Annotated in this window: 23 protein-coding genes and 1 tRNA gene; 6 read left to right on the plus strand and 18 right to left on the minus strand. The window is 73.6% G+C overall.

All coding sequences use genetic code 11. The features are described from left to right. Nucleotides 1-40 precede the first annotated feature (40 nt). Nucleotides 41-367, plus strand: a complete 327-nt coding sequence (locus ACIP5O_RS30280; RefSeq protein ID WP_401298900.1) for a plasmid stabilization protein — start codon at nt 41-43, stop codon at nt 365-367. Nucleotides 368-445: 78 nt separating this feature from the next. Here the strand turns inward: ACIP5O_RS30280 and ACIP5O_RS30285 are convergent, their stop codons facing one another. Next, nucleotides 446-643, minus strand: a complete 198-nt coding sequence (locus ACIP5O_RS30285) for an antitoxin (RefSeq protein WP_401298903.1) — start codon at nt 641-643, stop codon at nt 446-448. 191 nt (nt 644-834) lie between these two features. On the opposite strand from ACIP5O_RS30285, the gene ACIP5O_RS30290 reads away from it, so the two are divergent. After that, entirely contained in the window at nt 835-1,104 is a 270-nt protein-coding gene (locus ACIP5O_RS30290) for a GlsB/YeaQ/YmgE family stress response membrane protein (RefSeq protein ID WP_401298906.1), read from the plus strand. A gap of 48 nt (nt 1,105-1,152) precedes the next feature. Here the strand turns inward: ACIP5O_RS30290 and ACIP5O_RS30295 are convergent, their stop codons facing one another. From ACIP5O_RS30295 to ACIP5O_RS30325, 7 genes are all read right to left on the minus strand, one after another. After that, nucleotides 1,153-1,740 carry a TIGR00730 family Rossman fold protein gene (locus tag ACIP5O_RS30295; protein ID WP_401298909.1) on the minus strand — a complete coding sequence of 196 codons (588 nt, stop codon included), beginning with the start codon at nt 1,738-1,740 and terminating at the stop codon, nt 1,153-1,155. Nucleotides 1,741-1,896: 156 nt separating this feature from the next. Further along, the gene (locus tag ACIP5O_RS30300) at nt 1,897-2,478 is read right to left on the minus strand and encodes a hypothetical protein (protein ID WP_401298912.1); all 582 of its coding nucleotides are present in this window, start codon (nt 2,476-2,478) and stop codon (nt 1,897-1,899) included. Then, nucleotides 2,475-3,650, minus strand: a complete 1,176-nt coding sequence (locus ACIP5O_RS30305; RefSeq protein WP_401298914.1) for an ROK family glucokinase — start codon at nt 3,648-3,650, stop codon at nt 2,475-2,477. Before ACIP5O_RS30305 ends, ACIP5O_RS30300 begins: the two co-directional genes overlap by 4 nt. A 57-nt stretch (nt 3,651-3,707) precedes the next feature. Then, a complete protein-coding gene (locus tag ACIP5O_RS30310; RefSeq protein WP_401299087.1) occupies nt 3,708-4,502 on the minus strand; it encodes an ATP-binding cassette domain-containing protein in 795 nt (264 codons plus the stop codon). A 14-nt stretch (nt 4,503-4,516) separates the two neighbouring features. Further along, the gene (locus tag ACIP5O_RS30315) at nt 4,517-5,569 is read right to left on the minus strand and encodes an ABC transporter permease (RefSeq protein WP_401298917.1); all 1,053 of its coding nucleotides are present in this window, start codon (nt 5,567-5,569) and stop codon (nt 4,517-4,519) included. Further along, a complete protein-coding gene (locus tag ACIP5O_RS30320; protein WP_401298920.1) occupies nt 5,566-6,585 on the minus strand; it encodes a sugar ABC transporter substrate-binding protein in 1,020 nt (339 codons plus the stop codon). The genes ACIP5O_RS30315 and ACIP5O_RS30320 overlap by 4 nt, the downstream gene beginning before the upstream one ends. A 113-nt stretch (nt 6,586-6,698) precedes the next feature. Beyond that, complete coding sequence (locus ACIP5O_RS30325) at nt 6,699-7,418, minus strand: GntR family transcriptional regulator (RefSeq protein ID WP_356548923.1); 720 nt, start codon at nt 7,416-7,418, stop codon at nt 6,699-6,701. Nucleotides 7,419-7,667: 249 nt separating this feature from the next. On the opposite strand from ACIP5O_RS30325, the gene ACIP5O_RS30330 reads away from it, so the two are divergent. Beyond that, complete coding sequence (locus ACIP5O_RS30330; RefSeq protein ID WP_401298923.1) at nt 7,668-8,663, plus strand: Gfo/Idh/MocA family oxidoreductase; 996 nt, start codon at nt 7,668-7,670, stop codon at nt 8,661-8,663. 16 nt (nt 8,664-8,679) lie between these two features. Here the strand turns inward: ACIP5O_RS30330 and ACIP5O_RS30335 are convergent, their stop codons facing one another. From ACIP5O_RS30335 to ACIP5O_RS30345, 3 genes are read right to left on the minus strand one after another with little or no spacing between them, the layout of a single operon-like run. Then, nucleotides 8,680-9,183 carry a PaaI family thioesterase gene (locus ACIP5O_RS30335; protein ID WP_401298926.1) on the minus strand — a complete coding sequence of 168 codons (504 nt, stop codon included), beginning with the start codon at nt 9,181-9,183 and terminating at the stop codon, nt 8,680-8,682. A gap of 9 nt (nt 9,184-9,192) precedes the next feature. Next, nucleotides 9,193-9,864 carry a response regulator gene (locus ACIP5O_RS30340; RefSeq protein ID WP_401298929.1) on the minus strand — a complete coding sequence of 224 codons (672 nt, stop codon included), beginning with the start codon at nt 9,862-9,864 and terminating at the stop codon, nt 9,193-9,195. After that, a complete protein-coding gene (locus tag ACIP5O_RS30345; protein WP_401298931.1) occupies nt 9,861-11,072 on the minus strand; it encodes a sensor histidine kinase in 1,212 nt (403 codons plus the stop codon). The genes ACIP5O_RS30340 and ACIP5O_RS30345 overlap by 4 nt, the downstream gene beginning before the upstream one ends. Nucleotides 11,073-11,218: 146 nt before the next feature. Between ACIP5O_RS30345 and ACIP5O_RS30350 the strand changes: the two genes are divergently transcribed. Continuing rightward, nucleotides 11,219-11,440, plus strand: a complete 222-nt coding sequence (locus ACIP5O_RS30350; RefSeq protein ID WP_401298934.1) for a hypothetical protein — start codon at nt 11,219-11,221, stop codon at nt 11,438-11,440. A gap of 9 nt (nt 11,441-11,449) precedes the next feature. On the opposite strand, the gene ACIP5O_RS30355 is transcribed toward ACIP5O_RS30350, so the two are convergent. The 3 genes from ACIP5O_RS30355 to ACIP5O_RS30365 all read right to left on the minus strand — a co-directional run bounded on the left by ACIP5O_RS30355 (nt 11,450) and on the right by ACIP5O_RS30365 (nt 13,610). After that, the gene (locus ACIP5O_RS30355) at nt 11,450-11,824 is read right to left on the minus strand and encodes a hypothetical protein (RefSeq protein WP_401298937.1); all 375 of its coding nucleotides are present in this window, start codon (nt 11,822-11,824) and stop codon (nt 11,450-11,452) included. A 10-nt stretch (nt 11,825-11,834) separates the two neighbouring features. After that, nucleotides 11,835-12,893, minus strand: coding sequence for a DMT family transporter (locus ACIP5O_RS30360; RefSeq protein WP_401298940.1), 1,059 nt, complete (start codon nt 12,891-12,893; stop codon nt 11,835-11,837). Between the two features lie 108 nt (nt 12,894-13,001). Beyond that, nucleotides 13,002-13,610: a dihydrofolate reductase family protein gene (locus ACIP5O_RS30365; RefSeq protein WP_401299090.1), complete on the minus strand. Its 609-nt coding sequence runs from the start codon at nt 13,608-13,610 to the stop codon at nt 13,002-13,004. A gap of 218 nt (nt 13,611-13,828) precedes the next feature. On the opposite strand from ACIP5O_RS30365, the gene ACIP5O_RS30370 reads away from it, so the two are divergent. Further along, a complete protein-coding gene (locus ACIP5O_RS30370) occupies nt 13,829-14,569 on the plus strand; it encodes an SDR family oxidoreductase (RefSeq protein WP_401298943.1) in 741 nt (246 codons plus the stop codon). Nucleotides 14,570-14,602: 33 nt separating this feature from the next. Here the strand turns inward: ACIP5O_RS30370 and ACIP5O_RS30375 are convergent. From ACIP5O_RS30375 to allB, 4 genes are all read right to left on the minus strand, one after another. Continuing rightward, nucleotides 14,603-14,678, minus strand: a tRNA-Trp gene (locus ACIP5O_RS30375). Between the two features lie 90 nt (nt 14,679-14,768). Further along, complete coding sequence (locus tag ACIP5O_RS30380) at nt 14,769-15,554, minus strand: alpha/beta fold hydrolase (RefSeq protein WP_401298946.1); 786 nt, start codon at nt 15,552-15,554, stop codon at nt 14,769-14,771. Nucleotides 15,555-15,752: 198 nt separating this feature from the next. Beyond that, nucleotides 15,753-16,871 (minus strand): allantoicase, encoded by a 1,119-nt coding sequence (gene alc, locus ACIP5O_RS30385; RefSeq protein WP_401298949.1) that lies wholly within the window; start codon nt 16,869-16,871, stop codon nt 15,753-15,755. Nucleotides 16,872-16,874: 3 nt separating this feature from the next. Beyond that, nucleotides 16,875-18,209: an allantoinase AllB gene (allB, locus tag ACIP5O_RS30390; protein ID WP_401298952.1), complete on the minus strand. Its 1,335-nt coding sequence runs from the start codon at nt 18,207-18,209 to the stop codon at nt 16,875-16,877. A 358-nt stretch (nt 18,210-18,567) separates the two neighbouring features. On the opposite strand from allB, the gene ACIP5O_RS30395 reads away from it, so the two are divergent. Further along, nucleotides 18,568-19,374 carry an IclR family transcriptional regulator gene (locus ACIP5O_RS30395; RefSeq protein WP_125666230.1) on the plus strand — a complete coding sequence of 269 codons (807 nt, stop codon included), beginning with the start codon at nt 18,568-18,570 and terminating at the stop codon, nt 19,372-19,374. Nucleotides 19,375-19,435 lie beyond the last annotated feature (61 nt).

The raw sequence follows: 19,435 nt of genomic DNA on the forward strand, positions 1-19,435 counted from the left end.
CGCGGCCGGACGGGCCGCGACCCACGGAGAGGGAAACGCGATGCCGGCAGGATCGAACGCGAAGCGCGAGCGCCAGTACGAGCACATCAAGGAGGGCGCCGAGAAGCGCGGCACCTCCGAGAAGCGGGCGAAGGAGATCGCCGCGCGCACCGTGAACAAGGAACGGGCCCGCTCCGGCGAGGCCGCGACCGCGAGCAAGACCTCCACCCAGGACAGGAAGTCCGCTTCGCAGCGCGGCGGCGAGCGCTCGCACAGCGGCGCCCAGGGGCCGACGAAGGACCAGCTCTACGCGGAGGCGAAGAAGCGGGGGGTCGAGGGCCGCTCGTCCATGAACAAGCAGGAGCTCAAGAAGGCCCTGGGCCGCTGAGCCCGGCCGTTCCGACACACGGCGCGGCCCCGTCCTCGAGGACGGGGCCGCGCCGTGTCGATCGCCGGGCCGTTGCTACTACTGCCCGGGCTCGCGGCGGTCGTCGGTGTACGAACGGCGGACCGCGTCGGCGGCCTTGTCCGTCTGGGCGTCGTACTTGTTCCCGGTGCGCTCGTCCGCCAGGCGTTCCGCGCGGTCCACGCCTTGGTTCGCCTGGTCCGGGTGCCCCTTCGCCATCTTCTTGACCTTGTCGGCCATGTCGCCCAGCTTGCCCATGAGATTCCTCCCGGGGTGTGTGCTCGTGCGTCGTACGAGGTCTCCACTACCCCGTCACGGCGGTCCGATACATCCGTTCCGCCCTTTTCGGCGGTCGACCCTCCGAGCGGGACGCCCCAGGTTTAAAAAGCTCCGGACGGTGCAGACGCAGTACTGACACAGACCTTATGTCGGCAGGTAGGAGACACATCATGGGCATCATCGCGTGGATTCTCATCGGCCTGATCGCCGGATTCATCGCCAAGGCGATCATGCCGGGCAAGGACCCGGGCGGCGTCATCATCACGATCCTGATCGGCATCGCGGGCGGTCTCCTGGGCGGATGGCTCGGCAAGGTCATATTCGGCGTCGACTCCGTCGACGGCTTCTTCGAACTCTCCACCTGGATCGCCGCCATCATCGGCTCCGTCATCCTCCTGGCCCTCTACCGCCTCGTCACCGGCAACCGACGCCACGCCTGAGCGCGTCTCCCGGCCCGCGTCGCGGACGGAACGGAACGGCCCCGCCCCTCACCGGGGGGCGGGGCCGTCGCCGTGCGCGGGCCGGTGGGCGCCGCTCAGCCGCTGCTCCAGGGCCTCCAGGAGGCCGGGCAGGTCGGGGGCGACGGCGAGGTCGTCGAGGGTGGACGCGGCGAGGAACCCGGTGGCGGAGATGCCGCGCAGGGCGCCGAGGAGCGGTGTCCAGAAGCCCCCGGCGTCGAGGAGGCCGACGGGCTTGGCGTGGAAGCCGAGCTGGCGCCACGACCACACCTCGAAGATCTCCTCCAGGGTCCCGAGCCCGCCGGGCAGGGCGGCGAAGGCGTCCGCGCGGTCGGCCATGATCGCCTTGCGCTCGTGCATCGTGTCGCAGACGACCAGCTCCGTCACCCCCTCGTGCGCCCACTCCCGCTCGATCATGCTGCGCGGGATGACGCCGACGACCTCGCCGCCCGCCTTCAGGGCCGCGTCCGCCACGACGCCCATCAGCCCCGTGCGGCCGCCGCCGTAGACGAGGCCGATCCCGCGCCGGGCCAGGTCGGTGCCGACCGAGGCGGCCAGCGCGGCGTACGCCGGGTCGTGCCCGTCGGAGGAGGCGAGGAAGACGGCGAGACGGCGCATGGGGACCTCCCGGGGCCGGGGCTGCGGCGGACGGTCCGGTCTACCACGGACGTCCCCGCTCCGACCAGGCGCTTTCGGGCTCTCCCGCGACCTCGGGGACTCGCTGCCTCAGGGGCCCGTCGTCTCAGCGGCCCGTCGTCTCAGGGGCCCGTCGTCTCAGGGGCTCGTCGTCGAGACCGCGTACACCCGGGGGAACGCCGGTTCCGTGAGGTCGACCGTGATGTCCGTGGTCGGGCGGGGTTCCTCGCGGGTGACGGTGGCGCCCGACCAGGTCGGACTGTTCGGGAAGGTCCAGGCGGCGATGGAGCGGTCGCGGTCGCCGATGGTGATCCGGCCCGGGGTGAGCTGGGAGCGGGCGGCGCCGGACTCGGCGAGGAAGGTGTCGAGACCGGTTGCGGTCGTCGTGAACCGGACGTACAGCCGGCTGGTCTTCCAGTTGCTGGTCTCGTAGTAGGCGACGTCCCAGGCTCCGGAGGGGATCGGGACCTCGAAGACGCGGCGCTTCATCTGGGAGGGCCAGTTGTCCTGGAGGCCCGCCGCCGAGGACTCGCGTTCCTTGTCGCGGCCGCTGTCGCGGCTCTGACCGGCGGAGATGACGAGGTAGCCGGCCGGGATGCCGACGAGGAGCACGATGATGACGGCCGTCAGCCAGCGGCGGCGGATCATGTGCCGGTGGTCCTCGGGCATCCTGTCCCTCGGTGCGCGGGGCGGGGCGGACGGCAGCCGGGTCGGGGTCATGCGGGCGGGTCCTCAGGGGTGCGGGGGGCCCGGGCCGAGGTCCCGCTGCGCAGGGCCTGGGCGTAGCGCTCGTACCGTTCGTACCGCTCGACGCGGCGCCGGTTGGCGCGGCGGAAGCGGCGGGCGACGAGCCGGGCGAGGTCGGCGGCGCCGACCATGCCGGCCTCGGGGCCGAGCTGGGCGCGGACGAGCCGGGCCTCGGGGCGGTAGCCGCGGCCGGTGAGGTGGCGGCGGAAGGAGTCCCGGGCGGGGCCGATGAGCAGGTCGTCGGCGGCGGAGACGCCCCCGCCGATGACGAAGCAGGAGGGGTCGAGGGCGGCGGCGAGGTTGGCGATGCCGACGCCGAGCCACTGGCCGATGTCCTGGAACAGCTCGACGCACATGGCGTCGCCCTCGCGGGCGAGCTCGGTGATGAGCGGGCCGGTGATGTCGGGGACGTGGCCCTTGACCCGCTCGATGATGTTGTACGCGACCGGGGAGTCGGCGGCGGCCAGCTCGCGGGCCTCGCGGACCAGCGCGTTGCCCGAGCTGTACTGCTCCCAGCAGCCGCGGTTGCCGCAGGGGCAGCGGTGGCCGCCGGGGACGACCTGCATGTGGCCGAACTCGCCGGCGACGCCGTACCTGCCCCGCTTGACCTGGCCGTCCTCCAGGATGGCGCCGCCGATGCCGGTGCCGAGGGTGATCATGACGAGGTGGTCCTCGCCGCGTCCGGCGCCGAAGCGCCACTCGGCCCAGGCGGCGGTGTTGGCGTCGTTGTCGACCATGACGGGGACGGCGAGGCGGCCCTGGAGGGAGTCGCGCAGCGGCTCGTTGCGCCAGGCCAGGTGGGGGGCGAAGAGGACCCGGGCCCGGTCGGCGTCGACCCAGCCGGCCGCGCCGATGCCGACGGCGTGCACGTCGTGCCGGTCGGAGAGGTCCAGGACCAGTTCGACGATGGTGTCCTCGACGACCTTGGGGCTCTTGGACTTGTCCGGGGTCTCCGTGCGGAGCTTCTCCAGGATGTTGCCGTCGGCGTCGACGACTCCGGCCATCACCTTCGTGCCGCCGATGTCGATGCCGACGGTCGGCACCCGGGGGGCCGTCAGGTGGGAGCGCCGTTCCCGGGTCCCCACGGTCCGCAGCACGGTGCCGCGGGCGGAGCCGCGGTGGGCGAGGTCACGGTAGGTACTCATCGGCTCCGATTCTGCCAGGCGGGGCGTGCGGGGGCCGTGACGGCGGGGAGGACCGCGTCACGTGGCGGAGGGGCGCTCCAGCTCGTGGCGCAGGTCCTCCAGCTCGCTGCCGCCGGCCATCTGCCGGGTCAACTCGTCGAGGGTGACGGAGTCCTTGGTGTGGCTGCCGGCCATGACGCCCCGCTTGAGCAGGACGAAGCGGTCGCCGACGAGGTGGGCGTGGTGGGGGTTGTGGGTGATGAGGACCACGCCGAGGCCCTGGTCGCGGGCGGCGGCCACGTACTTCAGGACGACTCCGGACTGCTTGACGCCGAGGGCGGCGGTCGGCTCGTCGAGGACGAGGACCTTGGCGCCGAAGTGGACGGCGCGGGCGATGGCCACGCACTGGCGCTCGCCGCCGGAGAGGGTGCCGATGGGCTGGTCGACGTCGCGCAGGTCGATGCCCATGCGGAGCAGGGCCTCGCGGGTGGTGGCGCGCATGAGGCCGGCGTCGAGCCGCTTGAGGGGGCCCTTGCCCTTCGTCGGCTCGGAGCCGAGGAAGAAGTTCCGCCAGACCGGCATGAGCGGGACCACGGCGAGGTCCTGGTAGACGGTGGCGATGCCCCGGTCGAGGGCGTCGCGCGGGTTGGCGAGCGCGACCTCCTCGCCCTCGATGCGGAAGGTCCCGGCGTCGTGCCGGTGCAGTCCCGCGACGATCTTGATGAGGGTGGACTTGCCGGCGCCGTTGTCGCCGAGGACGCAGGTGATCTCGCCCGCGCGGACCTCCAGGGAGACCCCTTCGAGGGCGCGGATGTTGCCGTAGTACTTGCTGACGTCGTCGAGCTCGACGAGGGGGGCGGTCTCGGTCGTCACAGAGGTGCCGGTCGTCACTTGGTGGCCTCCACGCGCTTGCGGATCCAGGCGTTCAGGAGGGTCGCGAGCAGCAGCATCGCGCCCAGGAAGAACTTGAACCAGTCCGGGTTCCACTCGGCGTACACGATGCCCTTGCTGGTCATGCCGAAGATGAGGGCGCCGACCGCGGAGCCGATGGCCGAGCCGTACCCGCCGGTGATCAGGCAGCCGCCGATGACGGCCGCGATGATGTAGATCAGCTCGTTGCCGACGCCCTCGCCCGACTGGACGACGTCGAAGGAGAAGAGCAGGTGCTGGCCGGAGATCCAGGCGCAGAGGGCCACGCCCGCGTAGAGGCCGATCTTGGTGCGGTGGACGGGGACGCCGACCGCGCGGGCCGCGTCGGCGCCGCCGCCGACGGCGAAGATCCAGTTGCCGAAGCGGGTGCGGAGCAGGATCCAGGTGGCGAGCGCGACCAGGCCGAACCACCACAGGATGGTGACCTTGAACTCGACCCCGCCGAGGGTGAGCTGCGAGGCGAAGAGCTTGCGGGCGGAGGGGAAGCCCTCCATGTCGGCGATGGTCTTGGTGGAGACGGTGCCGCTGATCAGCTTGGTGAGGCCGAGGTTCAGGCCGGTCAGCATGAGGAAGGTGCCGAGCGTGATGATGAAGCTGGGCAGCTTGGTACGGGTCAGCATGACGCCGTTGAAGACGCCGATCGCCAGGGTGACGAGCAGCGAGACGCCGACGCCGACCCAGACGTTCGCCGTCATCCGGTAGCTGAACATCGAGGAGACGAGCGCGGAGCTGGTGACCATGACGCCGGCGGAGAGGTCGAACTCGCCGCCGATCATGAGCAGGGCGACGGGGACCGCCATGATGCCGATGGTGGAGGCCGCGTAGAGGACGGTGCCGAGGCTGGAGGGGCGCAGGAAGCTGTCGGCGAAGACCGCGAAGAAGACGAAGACGGCGGCGGCGCCGACGACCGAGCCCAGCTCGGGGCGGGCGAGCAGCTTCTTCAGCGGGGTCGTGCGCAGGAGGCGTTCGTCGACGTGGTCGATGCCGGACGGCGGGGCGGTGGAGCTCATCGGGTGCCCCGATCCGCATAGGCGACGAGGTCGGCGGCGTTGTCCTTGGTGATGATCTGGGGGCCGGTGAGGACCGGCTTGCCGCCGCCGAGGACGTCGGCGTTGTAGCGGTACAGCCAGAGCAGGTCGACGGCCTCGTACCCCTGGAGGTAGGGCTGCTGGTCGACGGCGAAGCCGAGGGTGCCGGCCTTGAGGGCGGTGGCGACCTTGGCGTTGAGGTCGAAGGTGTCGATCTCGGCCTTGCTGCCGGCGCTCTTCGCGGCCTGGACGGCGGTGTCGGCGAAGGGGGCGCCGAGGGTGACGACGGCGTCGACGTCCTTGTCGGACTGGAGCTTGGCCTCGATGGAGGCCTTCACGTCGGGCATGTTGGTGCCGTCGACGTACAGGTTGACGAGTTCGCCGCCGAAGGTCTTCTTCGCTCCGGCGCAGCGCTGCTCGTGGCCGACGTTGCCCTGCTCGTGCAGGACGCAGAGCGCCTTCTTCTTGCCGCGCTTGTCGAGCTCCTCGCCGACGGCCTCGCCGGCGACGGTCTCGTCCTGGCCGATGTGGGTGAGGGCGCCGTAGGCCTTGGACTGCTCGGCGCCGGAGTTCACGGTGATCACCGGGATGCCGGCCTTGACGGCCTTCTCGACGGCGGCCTTCATGGCGTCGGGCTTGGCGAGGCTGACGATCAGGCCGTCGACGCCCTTGGCGATGTACGAGTCGACCAGCTGCGCCTGCTGCTGCGCCTCGTCGTCGTGGGCGTAGAGGAAGTTGATGTTGTCCTTGACGGCGGCCTGCTGGGCGCCCTTCTGGACGATGTCCCAGAAGGTGTCGCCGTCGCCCGAGTGGGTCACCATCGCGAAGGTCCAGCGGGGGGTGTCGACGGCCGCCCTGCCCTGGGCCTGCGCGGCCTTGCGGGCGTCCTCCGCCCGCTTGCCGCCGGTGCTGCTGCATCCGGCGAGCGCCGTGGTCAGCGCGAGCGCGAGGACGGCGCCGAGCGCGGCGCGCACCCCTCCTGTCCGAAGCCTGGTCACGAGGCCGTGCCCTCCTTTGTGTCCTTTGCACGCATTGCAGGCGTGCAGTGCAGTATCGGTCATGCGGGTCGCGCGGCTCGCCGCGGGGCCCCGCCGCGGGTCGCCGCCCCGGGTCACGGCCGGGCCAGCAGGCGGAACTCGAAGGAGTGGCGGGCGGCCCGGTAGAGGTGGGAGCCGTACTCGACGGCCCGGCCGGTGTCGTCGTAGGTGACGCGCTCCATGGTGAGCAGCGGGGCCCCCTCCTCCTCGTCGAGCAGCGCGGCCTCGGCGGCGGTCGCGGCGCGGGCGCCGACGGTCTGGCGGGCGCTGTGCAGGGTGAGCGCGGCGGAGCGCAGCAGCCGGTAGAGGCCGGTGGTCTCCAGGAGGGCGGTGTCCGGCTCGACGAGCCCGGCCGGGAGGTGGTCGCGCAGGTGGGCCAGGGGTTCGCCGTGCGCGGTGCGGAGCCGTTCCAGGTAGTGGACCTCGCTGCCCTCGGGTACGCCGAGGGCGGCGGCGACCGGCCCGGAGGCGGGTTCGAGCCGGTTGACGAGGACGCGGGTGGCGGGGCGCCGTCCCGCGGCCTCCAGGTCGTCGTAGAGGCTGCTGAGCTCCGGGGGGCGGCGGACGCCGGTGTGCACGACCTGGGTGCCGACGCCCCGGCGGCGGACCAGGAGTCCCTTGTCGACGAGGGTCCGCAGGGCCTGGCGGACGGTGGGCCGGGAGAGGCCCAGACGGGTGGCGAGGTCGATCTCGTTGCCGAGGAGGGTGCCCGGGGGCAGCGTCCCGTCCTCCACGGCGCTCTCCAGCTGCCGGGCGAGCTGGAAGTAGAGGGGGACCGGGCTGGTGCGGTCCACCGAGAGCGGCGGAAGAGCGGGGCCGGACCGTGGTGGGAGGGCCGGGTCGGAGCGCGGCGGGAGCGCGGCGCCGGACCGCGGGGTGGAGGGGGATCCGGGCCGCGGGGGAAGGGCTGAGCCGGACTGCGGGGGCACGGAGGGAGCGTAGCCCCGGGGCGCGGACGGCGGGAAGCCGATGACGGGAGGTCGTGACGTCCTGTTGTCCTGACAAACCTTGACAGGGGGGACCTGCGACCCCACGGTGGGGCCATGCGCATCGGACTCATCGGTACGGGACGGATCGGGAGCTTCCACGCGGGGGTGCTGGCCCGCCACCCGGAGGTCGGGTCCCTGGTCGTCGCGGACGCGGATCCCGCGCGGGCGGCCGGGGTCGCGGAGGCGCTGGGGGCGGAGGCGGTGCCGGACGCGGCCGCGCTGCTGGGGAGCGCCCCGGACGCGGTGGTGATCGCCTCGGCGACGGCGGCGCACGCGGAGCTGATCGCCCGGGCCGCGGGGGCGGGCCTGCCGGCCTTCTGCGAGAAGCCGATCGCCCTGGACGTGCCGGGGACGCTGGCCGCGCTCGACGCGGTGGCGGCGGCGGGCACGGAGCTCCAGCTCGGTTTCATGCGCCGCTTCGACGCCGGGTACCGGGCGGCCCGCGAGGCGGTCCGGTCGGGGCGGCTCGGCCGGCTGCACACCGTACGGGCGGCGACCTCCGACCCGGAGCCGCCGCCCGCCGCGTACCTGCCGCTCTCCGGCGGTCTCTTCCGGGACTGTCTGGTGCACGACTTCGACGCGGTGCGCTGGGTGACCGGGCGCGAGGTCGTCGAGGTGTACGCGACGGGGTCGGACGCGGGTCCGGCGATGTTCCGGGAGGCGGGGGACGTGTCCTCGGCCGCCGCGCTCCTCACCCTGGACGACGGCACGCTGGTGACGGCGACCGCGACCCGGTGCAACGGCGCCGGGTACGACGTGCGGATGGAGCTGGCGGGCGAGCGGGGCCAGATCGGGGTGGGCCTGGACGGCCGGACCCCGCTCACCTCCGTGGAGCCGCAGGGGCCGCCCGCGCCGGAGAAGCCGTGGCCCGGGTTCCTGGAGCGGTTCGCCCCGGCGTACGAGGCGGAGCTGGACGCCTTCGTACGGCTCGTGCGCGGCGAAGCGCCCAATGCGTGCGACGGGCGGGAGGCCCTGGCGGCGCTGCGGATCGCGGAGGCGTGCGAGCGCTCGCGGCGGGAGGGGCGGCCGGTGCGGGTGGAGACCGCCTGACCGGCGCCCCGGTCCCTCAGGGGTTCGCCGTGCGGACCGTGCCCTGGGCCAGGGCGCACAGCGTCTCCGTACCGTCCCCGTCGGCGGTCAGCAGCTCGCAGCGGACGACGGCCTGGCGGCGGCTCGCGTGGAGGACGGTGGCGCGGGCGCGCAGGGTGGTGCCGACGGCGGGGCGGACGTAGTCGATGGAGTAGCCGGCGGTCAGGACGGCCGGGCCGAGCACCGTGCCCGCGGCGAAGGTGATCGCGTTGTCGGCGGCGTACGAGAGGACTCCGCCGTGCACGAACCCGTTCTGCTGGCGCAGTTCCTCACGGATCGTCAGTTCGAGGACGGCGCCGCCGTCGCCGAAGGCGGTGACCTCGGCGCCGAGGAGGCGGCTGAACGGCTGGGCGTCGAGGATCTCGCGGGCGAGTTCCAGCCCGTGGAGGCCCGTGCCGGTGTCGGTATCGGTGCCAGTGCCAGTGCCAGTGCCGGTGTCGGTATCGGAGCCGGTGTCGGTGTCGGTGTCGGTGTCGGTCATCGGGTCAGCCTATGCGTCGCCGTCGTCGTCGAGGAGGCCCGCGTCGTGGACGAGGAGGGCGATCTGGACGCGGTTGTTGAGGCCGAGCCTGGCCAGGATCCGGGAGACGTACGTCTTGACGGTCGGCACGCTCATGTACAGCTCGGCGGCGATCTCCGCGTTGGCGCGGCCGTGGCCGACGGCGACGGCCACCTCCCTCTCGCGGTCGGTGAGTCCGGCGATCCGGTCGGCCGCCGTGGTGCGCCGGGGCTGTTCCGGCCGGCCCGCGACGTGGGTCATGAGCTGGCGGGTGACGGCCGGGGAGAGGACGGGGTCCCCGGCGGCGACCCGGCGGACGGCGGCGACGATCTCGGCGGGCGGGGTGTCCTTGAGGACGAAGCCGGCGGCGCCGGCCCGCAGGGCGCGCAGGACCTGCTCGTCGGCGTGGAAGGTGGTGAGGACGACGACCTCGGGGGCGCCGGGCCGGGCCCGCAGGAGTTCGGTGGCGGTGAGGCCGTCGACGTGCGGCATGCGGATGTCCATGAGGACGACGTCGGGGGCGTGCCGGGCGACGAGGTCGGGGACGTCCCGGCCGTCGGCGCCCTCGCCGACGATGTCGAGGTCGTCGGCGCCGCCGAGCATGAGGGTGAGGCCCGCGCGGACCAGGGGGTCGTCGTCGACGATGAGCAGCCGGATGGTCATGGGGGCCACGGTAGCCAGGCGTGCAGGGCGAACCCGCCGTCGGGGGCCGGGCCGTGGGCGAGGCGGCCGCCGGCGAGGGCGGCGCGTTCGGTGAGTCCGATGAGGCCCTGGCCGGAGCCGGGGACGTGCGGGACGGGTCCGGCGGGGGCCGGGTTGCGGACCTCGACGGTGAGGCCCTCGCCGGGGCGGCCGCGGACGGTGACGGTGACGGGGGTGCCGGGGGCGTGCTTGCGGGCGTTGGTGAGGCCCTCCTGCGCGATGCGGTAGACGGTGCGGCCGGTGGCGGCGGGGACCGCGTCCGGGTCGTCGACCGTGGTGTCGAGGACGACCTCGGCGCCGGCCTCGCGGGACTCGTCGACCAGCGCGCCGAGGGTGGCGAGGGTGGGCTGGGGCCGGTGCCCCTCGCCGTCCTCGTCGGGGGCGCGCAGGACGCCGATGATCTCGCGGAGGTCCTGGAGGGCCTCGTGGGCGCTGTCGCGGATGACGCCGGCGGCGCGGGCGATCTGCTCGGGCGGGGCGTCGGGCCGGAACTCCAGGGCCCCGGCGTGCACGCTGAGCAGGGTGAGCCGGTGGGCGAGGACGTCGTGCATCTCGCGGGCGATGGCCTCGCGGGCCAGCCGCTGGGCCTGGGCGGCGCGCAGTTCGGCCTCGGCCTCGGCGCGGCGGGCGCGCTCCCTGAGGGCCTCGACGAGCTGGCGCCGGGAGCGGACGAGCATGCCCCAGGCGGTGACGAGCAGGATGAGGACGAAGCCGAGGACGAGGGAGAGCGTGAGGCTGGTGGTGGGGTCCGGGCGGAGGAAGGCCTGGGCGGTCGAGGTGGCCACGGCCAGCGCCCCGATCCAGGCGACCTCGCGGAAGGGGCGGCGCACGGCGACGCTGAACAGGCTCGCGAGGACGGCGCCGGCGGCGACCGGGGCCACGAGGTTCACCAGGGAGAGGCCGACCGCGAGCCCGGCCGGCCACCGGCGGCGCAGCCAGAGCGCGCAGCAGGCGAGGGCGCCGGCGAGCTGGTCGAAGAGGGTGACGGCCTCGCTGGTGTAATCCGCGCTGGTGTCGGCGACGACCAGGCCGACGAGGGCGGCGAGCAGGAAGAGCGAGGTGTCCACGATCCAGTCGCGGACGGTGCGGCGGGGCCGTGCCGCCCCGCTCCCTCCCGGTTCGACCAGGTGGGAGGGGAACAGCCAGCGCTGCCGGTCCGTGCGGGTCATGTCCGCAATGTACGCAGCCGGGGGCGCCCGGGAGGGGCGGGAGCGACCGGGTCGCTACCGAAGTCGCGGAGGTCGGTACTTCGGTAGCGGCGGGTGGGGACCGGAGTCGGACGCGGGCGCTCCCCCGCCCCGGTCATGATCGGGACATGAAGAGATTCCTGGAGACCGTCGGGTTCCTGATCGCCCTGTCCGGTGTGTGCGGGGTGGTCCGCGAGCTGACGGACGGCTGGTTCGGGTTCATGAGTCTGACCCGGTTCCTTACGGAGAACGTGGGGTTCCTGGAGGGGCGGGAGCTGTTCGCCAACATCGTGATCGCGGTGCTCGGCGGAGTCGTCCTGATCGTCTCGGACCGGGTGCCGAAGTCCTGAGCGGGGGTCTCAGGCGCTCGCGGAGTCCAGGCGGGTGACCTCGGCGAGGTAGTCCGCCGTCCGGTGCGCGGCGGAGCCGCCGGTGTAGAGGGCGGCGCCGGCGACGGCGAAGGGGAGGGAGCCGCCGAGGAGGGCGACGAGGCCGGGCCAGTCGCGCGACTCGACGCAGTCCTCCTGGTGGACGTACTCGCTGGTGAGGAGGGAGGGGCAGGGGCTGCCGCCGTCGCTCTGCTCGTACGGGGTGACGAGGAGGACGGCGAACCAGATCCAGAGGAGACCGGCGACGGCGAGCAGGCCGATCCCCCAGCCCTGGGTGCGGCGGGCACGGGCCCTGAACTCGTTGCTGTGGACGAGGGAACGCGTGGACGAGGACGACGTGGACATGGCGGAGAACCTACCGCGCGTCCGTCCCGGCCCGGTCGGCCGGGTCGAGCCGGTCGGCCCGGTCGGTCTCGTCGGCCCGGTCGGCCCGGTTGATCTCGCCCGCCCGGTCGGTCTCGCCGGTCCGCCCCGGCCCGTCGGTCCGCCCGGTCCCGTCGGCGGCGCGGCGACCCCAGGCGGTGCCCGCGAGGACGAGGGCCGCGCCCGCGAGGCCGAGGGCGCCGGGGCGGTCGCCGGCCAGGGCGATGCCCGCGGCGGCGGCCCAGAGGGGTTCGGTGCCGAGGAGGAGGCTGACCCGGGACGGGGAGGTGCGGCGGACGGCCCACATCTGCACGAAGAAGGCGAAGAGCGTGCAGAAGACGGAGAGGAAGAGCAGCCCGGCCCATGCGCGGGGGCCGAGGTCGAGGGCCGTGGCCCAGGGGGAGGCGCCGGTGCCGGGGAAGAGGGCGATGACGGCGAACACGGCGACGGCGGAGCCGAGCTGGACGGTGGTGAGGGAGAGGGAGTCGGCCGAGCGGACCGCCTTGATCCGGGACATGGCCAGGACGTGGACGGTACGGGCGAGGGCGGCGAGCAGCATGAGCAGGTCGCCGGTCGAGGGGGCGGTGAAGCCGGCGCCCTGGGTGAGCAGGACGACGCCCGCGACGGAGAGCGCGGCGGCGGCGAGGAAGGCGCGCGTGGGCCGGGCCCGGGTGACGGCGGCCTCGGCGAGCGGGGTGAAGATCATGGTGAGGCTGATGATCAGGCCCGCGTTGGTGGCGGAGGTGTGGACGACGCCGTAGGTCTCCAGGAGGAAGATCCCGCCGAGGATCAGCCCGAGGGTGCCGGCGCCGCGCCACTGGGCGGCGGTCAGGGCGCGGAGCCTGCTCCACCCGGCGGCGACCAGGACGGGCAGCACCACCGCGAACCGCAGGACGAGGACGGCGATGACGGTGTGGGGGGTGGTGATGCCCTTGGCGGCGAGGTAGCTGGTGCCCCAGAAGACGGCGACGAGCAGGACGGGCAGGTCGGTGAGCCAGGCGCGGCGCGGGGCGCCGAGGGGCAGGGGTGCGGCGAACGACGGAGCCGTCATCGGGCCGTTTCTCCAACTCTCTGGGCGGGGTGGAGACTTCGGCGGCTCGCACGCGGGGGATCACCGTACCCGGAGCGGCCCGTGGTGGCTACACCTTTCGGGGGCCGCTCAGTAGCTGCCGTACGCGGGGCGGCCTTCGAGCTCGTACGTGTGGATGGCGACGCCCGTGCCGGTGGTGCGCGCCCCGGCGGGGCGGAAGGCGGTGGGGCGGACCCCGTCGGTGAAGAGGCGGCGGCCCGTGCCCAGGACTACGGGGAAGACGAGCAGGTGGAGGGTGTCGATGAGGTCGTGGTCGAGGAGGGTGCGGGCGAGGCCGGCGCTGCCGTGCATCTGGATCTCGCCGCCGAGCCGTTCCTTGAGGCCGGTGACCTCCTGGACGGCGTCGCCGCGGAGCAGGGTGGTGCCGGCCCAGTCGGCCTCGGTGAGGGTGGTGGTGGCGACGTACTTGGGGAGGCCGTTCAGCTTGCTCGCGACCGGGTTGCCGGGGTCGGTCTGCCGGGGCCAGTAGCCCGCGAAGATGTCGTAGGTGCGGCGGCCGAGGAGGAAGGCGGTCGGCCGGGCGAAGACCTCGTCGACGAACCGTCCGAAGTCCTCGTCGCCGTACGGCACGGACCAGCCGCCGTGCTCGAAGCCGTCGCTGCGGTCCTCCTCGGGGCCGCCGGGGGCCTGGACGACGCCGTCGAGGGTGAGGAACTGGGTGAGGCTGAGGGTGGCCATGGCGGGTGCCCTTTCTGTTCTCGGGACCATCGTGTCCTGGAAGCCGAGACCGCGCCGCCGGACGAAACTCATCGGTACTCATCGGTACTCATCGGTACTCAGTGGCATTCATCGGAACTCGTCGGCGCCGGACTCGACGTCCGATTGCCGCCGGTCTTCGTCCGCTCCCCCACCTTTCATTGAACCCGCAACCACTTAGTACGGCACGGAGGTTCGGGATGTCCACGATGAACGGCACGGCGGTCCTGGTGACGGGCGGCAGCAGGGGGATCGGCGCGGCGACGGCGGTACGGCTCGCCCGGGAGGGCGCGGACGTGGCCTTCACCTACGTACGGGGCGAGGCGCGGGCGGCGGAGGTCGCGGCGCGGATCGAGGCGGTGGGCCGGAAGGCGCTGCCGCTGCGGGCCGACGCGGCCGATCCCGGGGACGCGGCGGGCGCGGTGGCGTGGGCGGCGGACGCCCTGGGCCGGCTCGACGTCCTGGTGAACAACGCGGGCATCGGGGTCCTCGGCCCGCTGCCGTCGTTGTCCCTCGCGGACGTGGACCGGGTCCTCGCCGTGAACGTCCGGGCGGTCTTCCTCGCCTCCCGGGCGGCGGCGGGCCGGCTGCCCGACGGCGGCCGGATCGTCACGATCGGGAGCTGCGTGACGCAGCGGGTGCCGGGCCCCGGCGCGACCCTCTACACGATGAGCAAGACCGCCCTGATAGGTCTGACGAAGGCGCTCGCCCGCGAACTGGGCGGTCGCGGCATCACCGCGAACCTGGTCCACCCCGGCCCCGTCGACACCGACATGAACCCGGCGGACGGCCCGCTCGCACCGGGCCAGACGCCCCTCACGGCCCTCGGCCGCTTCGGCACCCCGGACGAGGTGGCCTCGATGGTCGCCTTCCTGGCGGGCCCGGAGGCGCGGTACGTGACGGGGGCGGAGTTCTCGGTGGACGGGGGGCACGCGGCGTAGCGCCCGGCGGGATCCGGGGCTACGGGCGAACGGTGGCAGGGGCGGCAGGAGTCGAACCTGCGGCATCCGGTTTTGGAGACCGGCGCTCTGGCCTCTGAGCTACGCCCCTTCGGTGTCCCCACCATGACACCCGCTGTGCCCCGGCCGCCACGTGTTTTACGGGTGCGCCGCCCGGAAGCGTACGGCCGGGACCGCGGGATCACAGGGAGTCGAGGAACTCCCGGACGACGGCGGCGAACTCCTCCGGGAGGGTGGCGTGGACGGCGTGTCCGGCCGGGAGTTCCACGAAGCGGGTGCCGGGGCGCCGGGCCGCCATCTCCTTCGCGTGCTCGGCGTCGAGGACGGGGCTGTCGCCGCCGCGGACGAGCAGGACGGGGCACTGGACGGCGAGCCAGTCGTCCCAGTGGTCCCCGTTCAGCTCCCGCTGCGAGACGACGACGTCCCGCGCGTCGAAGGCGAGGCCCCAGCCGTCCGGGTACTCGCGCACGGAGTCCGTCAGGTGGACCGCCGACGTGCCGAGCAGTTGGAGCAGTTCGGCGCGGGTCGTCGCCCGGTGCGGCCAGGACAGGCCGAAGGAGAGGTCGTCGTCGACCACGGCGCCGATGTCCTCGACGACCAGCGCCTCCACGAGTCCCGGGTGCCGGGCCGCGAGCTGGTAGGCGTTGACGCCGCCGAGGGAGTGGCCGAGGACGACCGCGCTCTCGATCCCCAGGTGCTCCAGGACGGTCGCGGCGTCCTCGACGTAACCGGCGCGGGAGAAGTCGTCGGGGCGGTCGGAGTGGCCGTGGCCCCGCTGGTCGGGGGCGACGACCCGCCAGGAGTCGCCGAGCTCCCGGGCCAGGCGCGTGAAGGTGCGGCCTTCTCCGAAGTGCCCGTGCAGGGCGAGCAGGGGGCGGCCCGGGCCGCCGAAGTCGAGGTAGGACAGGTGACGCCCGGCCACCGTCACGGCCGCGCGCTTCGGTTCGGGCGAGGAGTTCGACGTCATGCCACCAGTGAACACGCCGGTGGCGGGCCGGCCCAGGAGATCGGAGGAATGCGCGAGGGCGCACCGGTGCTGTCGGGCCGGTGCGCCCTCGGGGGCCGGGCGGGGTGTCGTGTCCCGCTCGGGTCGTGGGGGCCGGGCGGGTCGCCCGGCCGGGGGGCGGGGCCGGGGGTGCTCCGTCGGCGGGGCGCCCCCGGGTGGTCAGCCGCCCAGTTCCTGGTGGCGGGCGGTCAGCCGCGCCGTGCCGGCCTCGGTGAGGGAGCCGAAGAGGCGGAGGCGGGAGATGCCGCCGTCCGGGTAGATGTCGATCCGGACGCGGGAGCCGACCGCCGGGGCGTCCAGGACGAAGCGGTGGTTGGTGTCGGGCTGGAGGCGGGTCCGGGGCAGGATCTCGGTCCACTCCTCGGAGCCCTCGGCCGCGACGGAGAGGGCGGCCCAGCCCGCGCTGTTGCCCTTGAGGTAGGCGGTGTCGATCTCGACGGCGCGGATCTCGGACTCGGCGACCAGGGCGTAGCGGATCCAGTCGTTGCCCTTGTCGCGGCGGCGGCGGGTCTCCCAGCCGTCGTCCATCTTGTGGGAGCGGCCCGGCTGGATGGTGTTGGTGGCCGGGGAGTAGAAGCGGTCGGAGGCGTCCTCGACCCGGCCGCCGTTCTCCAGGGCCGCGAGGTCGAAGGTGCCGAGGACGCCCAGCCACGCCGGGTCGGGGGCGACCTCGCCGTAGACGCGGAGGCGGGCGATGCCGCCGTCGGGGTGCTGGTTGACGCGCAGGTGCGTGAAGCGCTGCTCGGCGTCGACGGCGAAGCCGTTGGCGGCGTGGCCGCCGACGGCGGTGCGCGGGACGAGCACCGTCCACTTCACGTCGTCGGCGAGGAGCTCCTCGGGCGAGGGCGAGCCGGCCACGGAGGCGGCCTCGACGGAGACGGCCTGCGGGTAGTTGCCGCGGAAGTGGGCGGTGTCGACGACGACGCCGCGGATCACGCCGGGCGCGCCGAGCCGTACGAGGGCCCAGTCGTGGTCGTCCTCGGTGGGGTGCGGCTGCTGTGCGGAGATCCCGCGGCGGCGGCGGGTCTCCCAGCCGTCCATGATCTTGCCCTTGTGGCCGAAGTGCTCCGGGTCGAACTCGGCGGCACCGGGCTTGAGCAGGTTCTCGCGCTCCGCGAAGAACTCGTCGTTGGCCGCGATCACGCCCGCGCCCAGGCGCCGGTCCGCGAGGTCCGCGTACTGGGTGAAGGGGAAGTCGGCCGTGCGGTAGTCGGCGTACGGGTCGCCGCCTCCGAAGGGGCTGGCGTCGCCGGTGAAGGAGGGTATGCCGGTGCTCACGGGTCAGTTGTTCCTTTCGAGGAGGCGGCCGGAGGGCTCGGCGAGGACACCGCGGTCGGCGATCCGCTCGCCGCGCAGCCAGGTGGAGGTGACGACGCCGTGGAGGGTCTTGCCCGCGTAGGCGGTGATCCGGTTGCGGTGCTGGAGCTCGGCCGGGTCGACGGTGAAGGTGGCCTCGGGGTCGAGGACGGCGAAGTCGGCGTCGCGGCCGGCCTCGATGGCGCCCTTGCGGTCGAGTCCGGCGAGCCGGGCGGGGCCCTCGGACATCCAGCGGACGACGTCCGTCAGGTCGTGGCCGCGGCGGCGGGCCTCGGTCCAGATGGCGGGCAGGCCGAGCTGGAGGGAGGAGATCCCGCCCCACGCGGAGGCGAAGTCGGGGGTCTTGAGGTCGGCGGTGGACGGCGAGTGGTCGGACACGATGCAGTCGATCGTGCCGTCCGCGAGCCCCTGCCACAGCGCGTCCTGGTTGGCGGCCTCGCGGATCGGCGGGCAGCACTTGAACTCGGTGGCGCCGTCCGGGATCTCCTCGGCGGTGAGGGTGAGGAAGTGCGGGCAGGACTCCACGGTGACCTTCACGCCCTCGGCCCGGGCGGCGGCGATGACCGGAAGGGCGTCGGAGGAGGAGAGGTGCAGGACGTGGACGCGGGCGTCGAGCCGGCGGGCCTGGTTGATCAGGTTCTCGATGGCCGTGTTCTCGGCGTCCCGGGGCCGGGAGGCGAGGAAGTCGGCGTACGCGCCGCCCGTCCGCTGGGGCGCGGCGGCGAGGTGGTGCGGGTCCTCGGCGTGCACGATCATCAGGCCGTCGAAGCCGGCGACCTCGGCGAGGGAGGTCGCCAGTTGTTCCTGGTCGAGCTCGGGGAACTCCTCGACGCCGGAGGGCGACAGGAAGCACTTGAAGCCGAAGACGCCGGCGTCGTGCAGCGGCCGCAGGTCCTTGACGTTGTCGGGCAGGGCGCCGCCCCAGAAGCCGACGTCGATGTGCGCCTTGCTCCGGGCGACCTCCTGCTTGACGCGCAGGTTCTCCACGGTGGTGGTCGGCGGCAGCGAGTTGAGCGGCATGTCGAGCAGCGTGGTGATGCCGCCGGCGGCGGCCGCGCGGGTGGCGGTCCAGAAGCCCTCCCACTCGGTGCGGCCGGGGTCGTTCACGTGCACGTGGGTGTCGACGAGGCCGGGCAGGACGACGTCGTCGCCGACGTCCTCCAGCCGGGCGCCGGCCGGTACCTCGGCGTCGTGGGGCAGCACGGCCGCGATCGTCCCGCCGGAGACGGCGATCGACGCCGGGCGCGTCCCCTCGGGGGTGATGACGCGCGTCGAGCGCAGGACCAGGTCGATGTCCACCCGTACCCCTTCTTCCACTGCTCCTGGGAGGAGCCGCCCCTGCTCGGGACGGGCTCCGCGGAGAAATTCAACGAACTGTTGAAGGAGTCTTCACTTCCGGACGACATGTCGTCAAGGGCACACTTCCAGCATCGACCGCCGCCGAACCTGGCTTGGACGTTTCCACGAAGTGGAATGTAAATTTCGTACAGTAGAACGTAGCTCCGCACAGGCAGGGCCGTCCCGGGCCGTTCCGGGCCGCCGCCGACACCGGACAAACACCCCCTGACCGGCGCCGACGCCGGGACCGGGGCCGTGTGCCCCGGCCGGTGGCCCGGTAGGCTGCTGCCTTGCCCGCCCGCCCCGAAAGGACCGTGACGTGCCGACGTCCAGCGCCAGCACCACCGACGCCGCCAAACCCGCCGCGAGCGGGGGCGTCCAGTCCCTCGAGCGCGCCTTCGACCTCCTGGAGCGGATGGCCGACGCCGGGGGCGAGGTCGGGCTGAGCGAGCTCTCCGCCAGCAGCGGGCTGCCGCTCCCCACCATCCACCGTCTGATGCGCACCCTGGTCGCCTGCGGCTACGTGCGCCAGCAGCCCAACCGGCGGTACGCGCTCGGCCCCCGGCTCATCCGGCTCGGCGAGTCCGCCGCCCGCCTCCTCGGCACCTGGGCCCGGCCGTACCTCGCCCGGCTCGTCGAGGAGACCGGCGAGACCGCGAACATGGCGCTGCTCGACGGCGACGAGATCGTGTACGTGGCGCAGGTGCCGTCCAAGCACTCGATGCGCATGTTCACCGAGGTCGGCCGGCGGGTCCTGCCGCACTCGACCGGCGTCGGCAAGGCGCTCCTCGCGCACACCCCGCCGGAGGAGGTGCGCGCGCTGCTCGCCCGCACCGGCATGCCGGCCGCGACCGAGAAGACGATCACCACGCCCGAGGGCTTCCTCGACGCGCTCGTCGCGGTCCGCGAGGCGGGGTACGCGATCGACGACAACGAGCAGGAGATAGGGGTCCGCTGCCTCGCGGTCTCCGTGCCGGACTCCCCCACCGCCGCGGCCATCTCCATCTCGGGCCCGGCGGGCCGGGTCACCGAGGCGGCCACGGAGAAGATCGTCCCGATCCTCCAGGAGGTGGCGCGCGACCTGTCGACGGCGCTGGCGAACACGGCGGGGAACGGCCAGGCCTGAACCGGGCCCGAACGGCGGCGTGCGCGAGGGCGCCCGGAACCACGGGGGTTCCGGGCGCCCT

Source organism: Streptomyces sp. NPDC088915 (genome assembly GCF_044749825.1).
Taxonomy (GTDB): domain Bacteria; phylum Actinomycetota; class Actinomycetes; order Streptomycetales; family Streptomycetaceae; genus Streptomyces.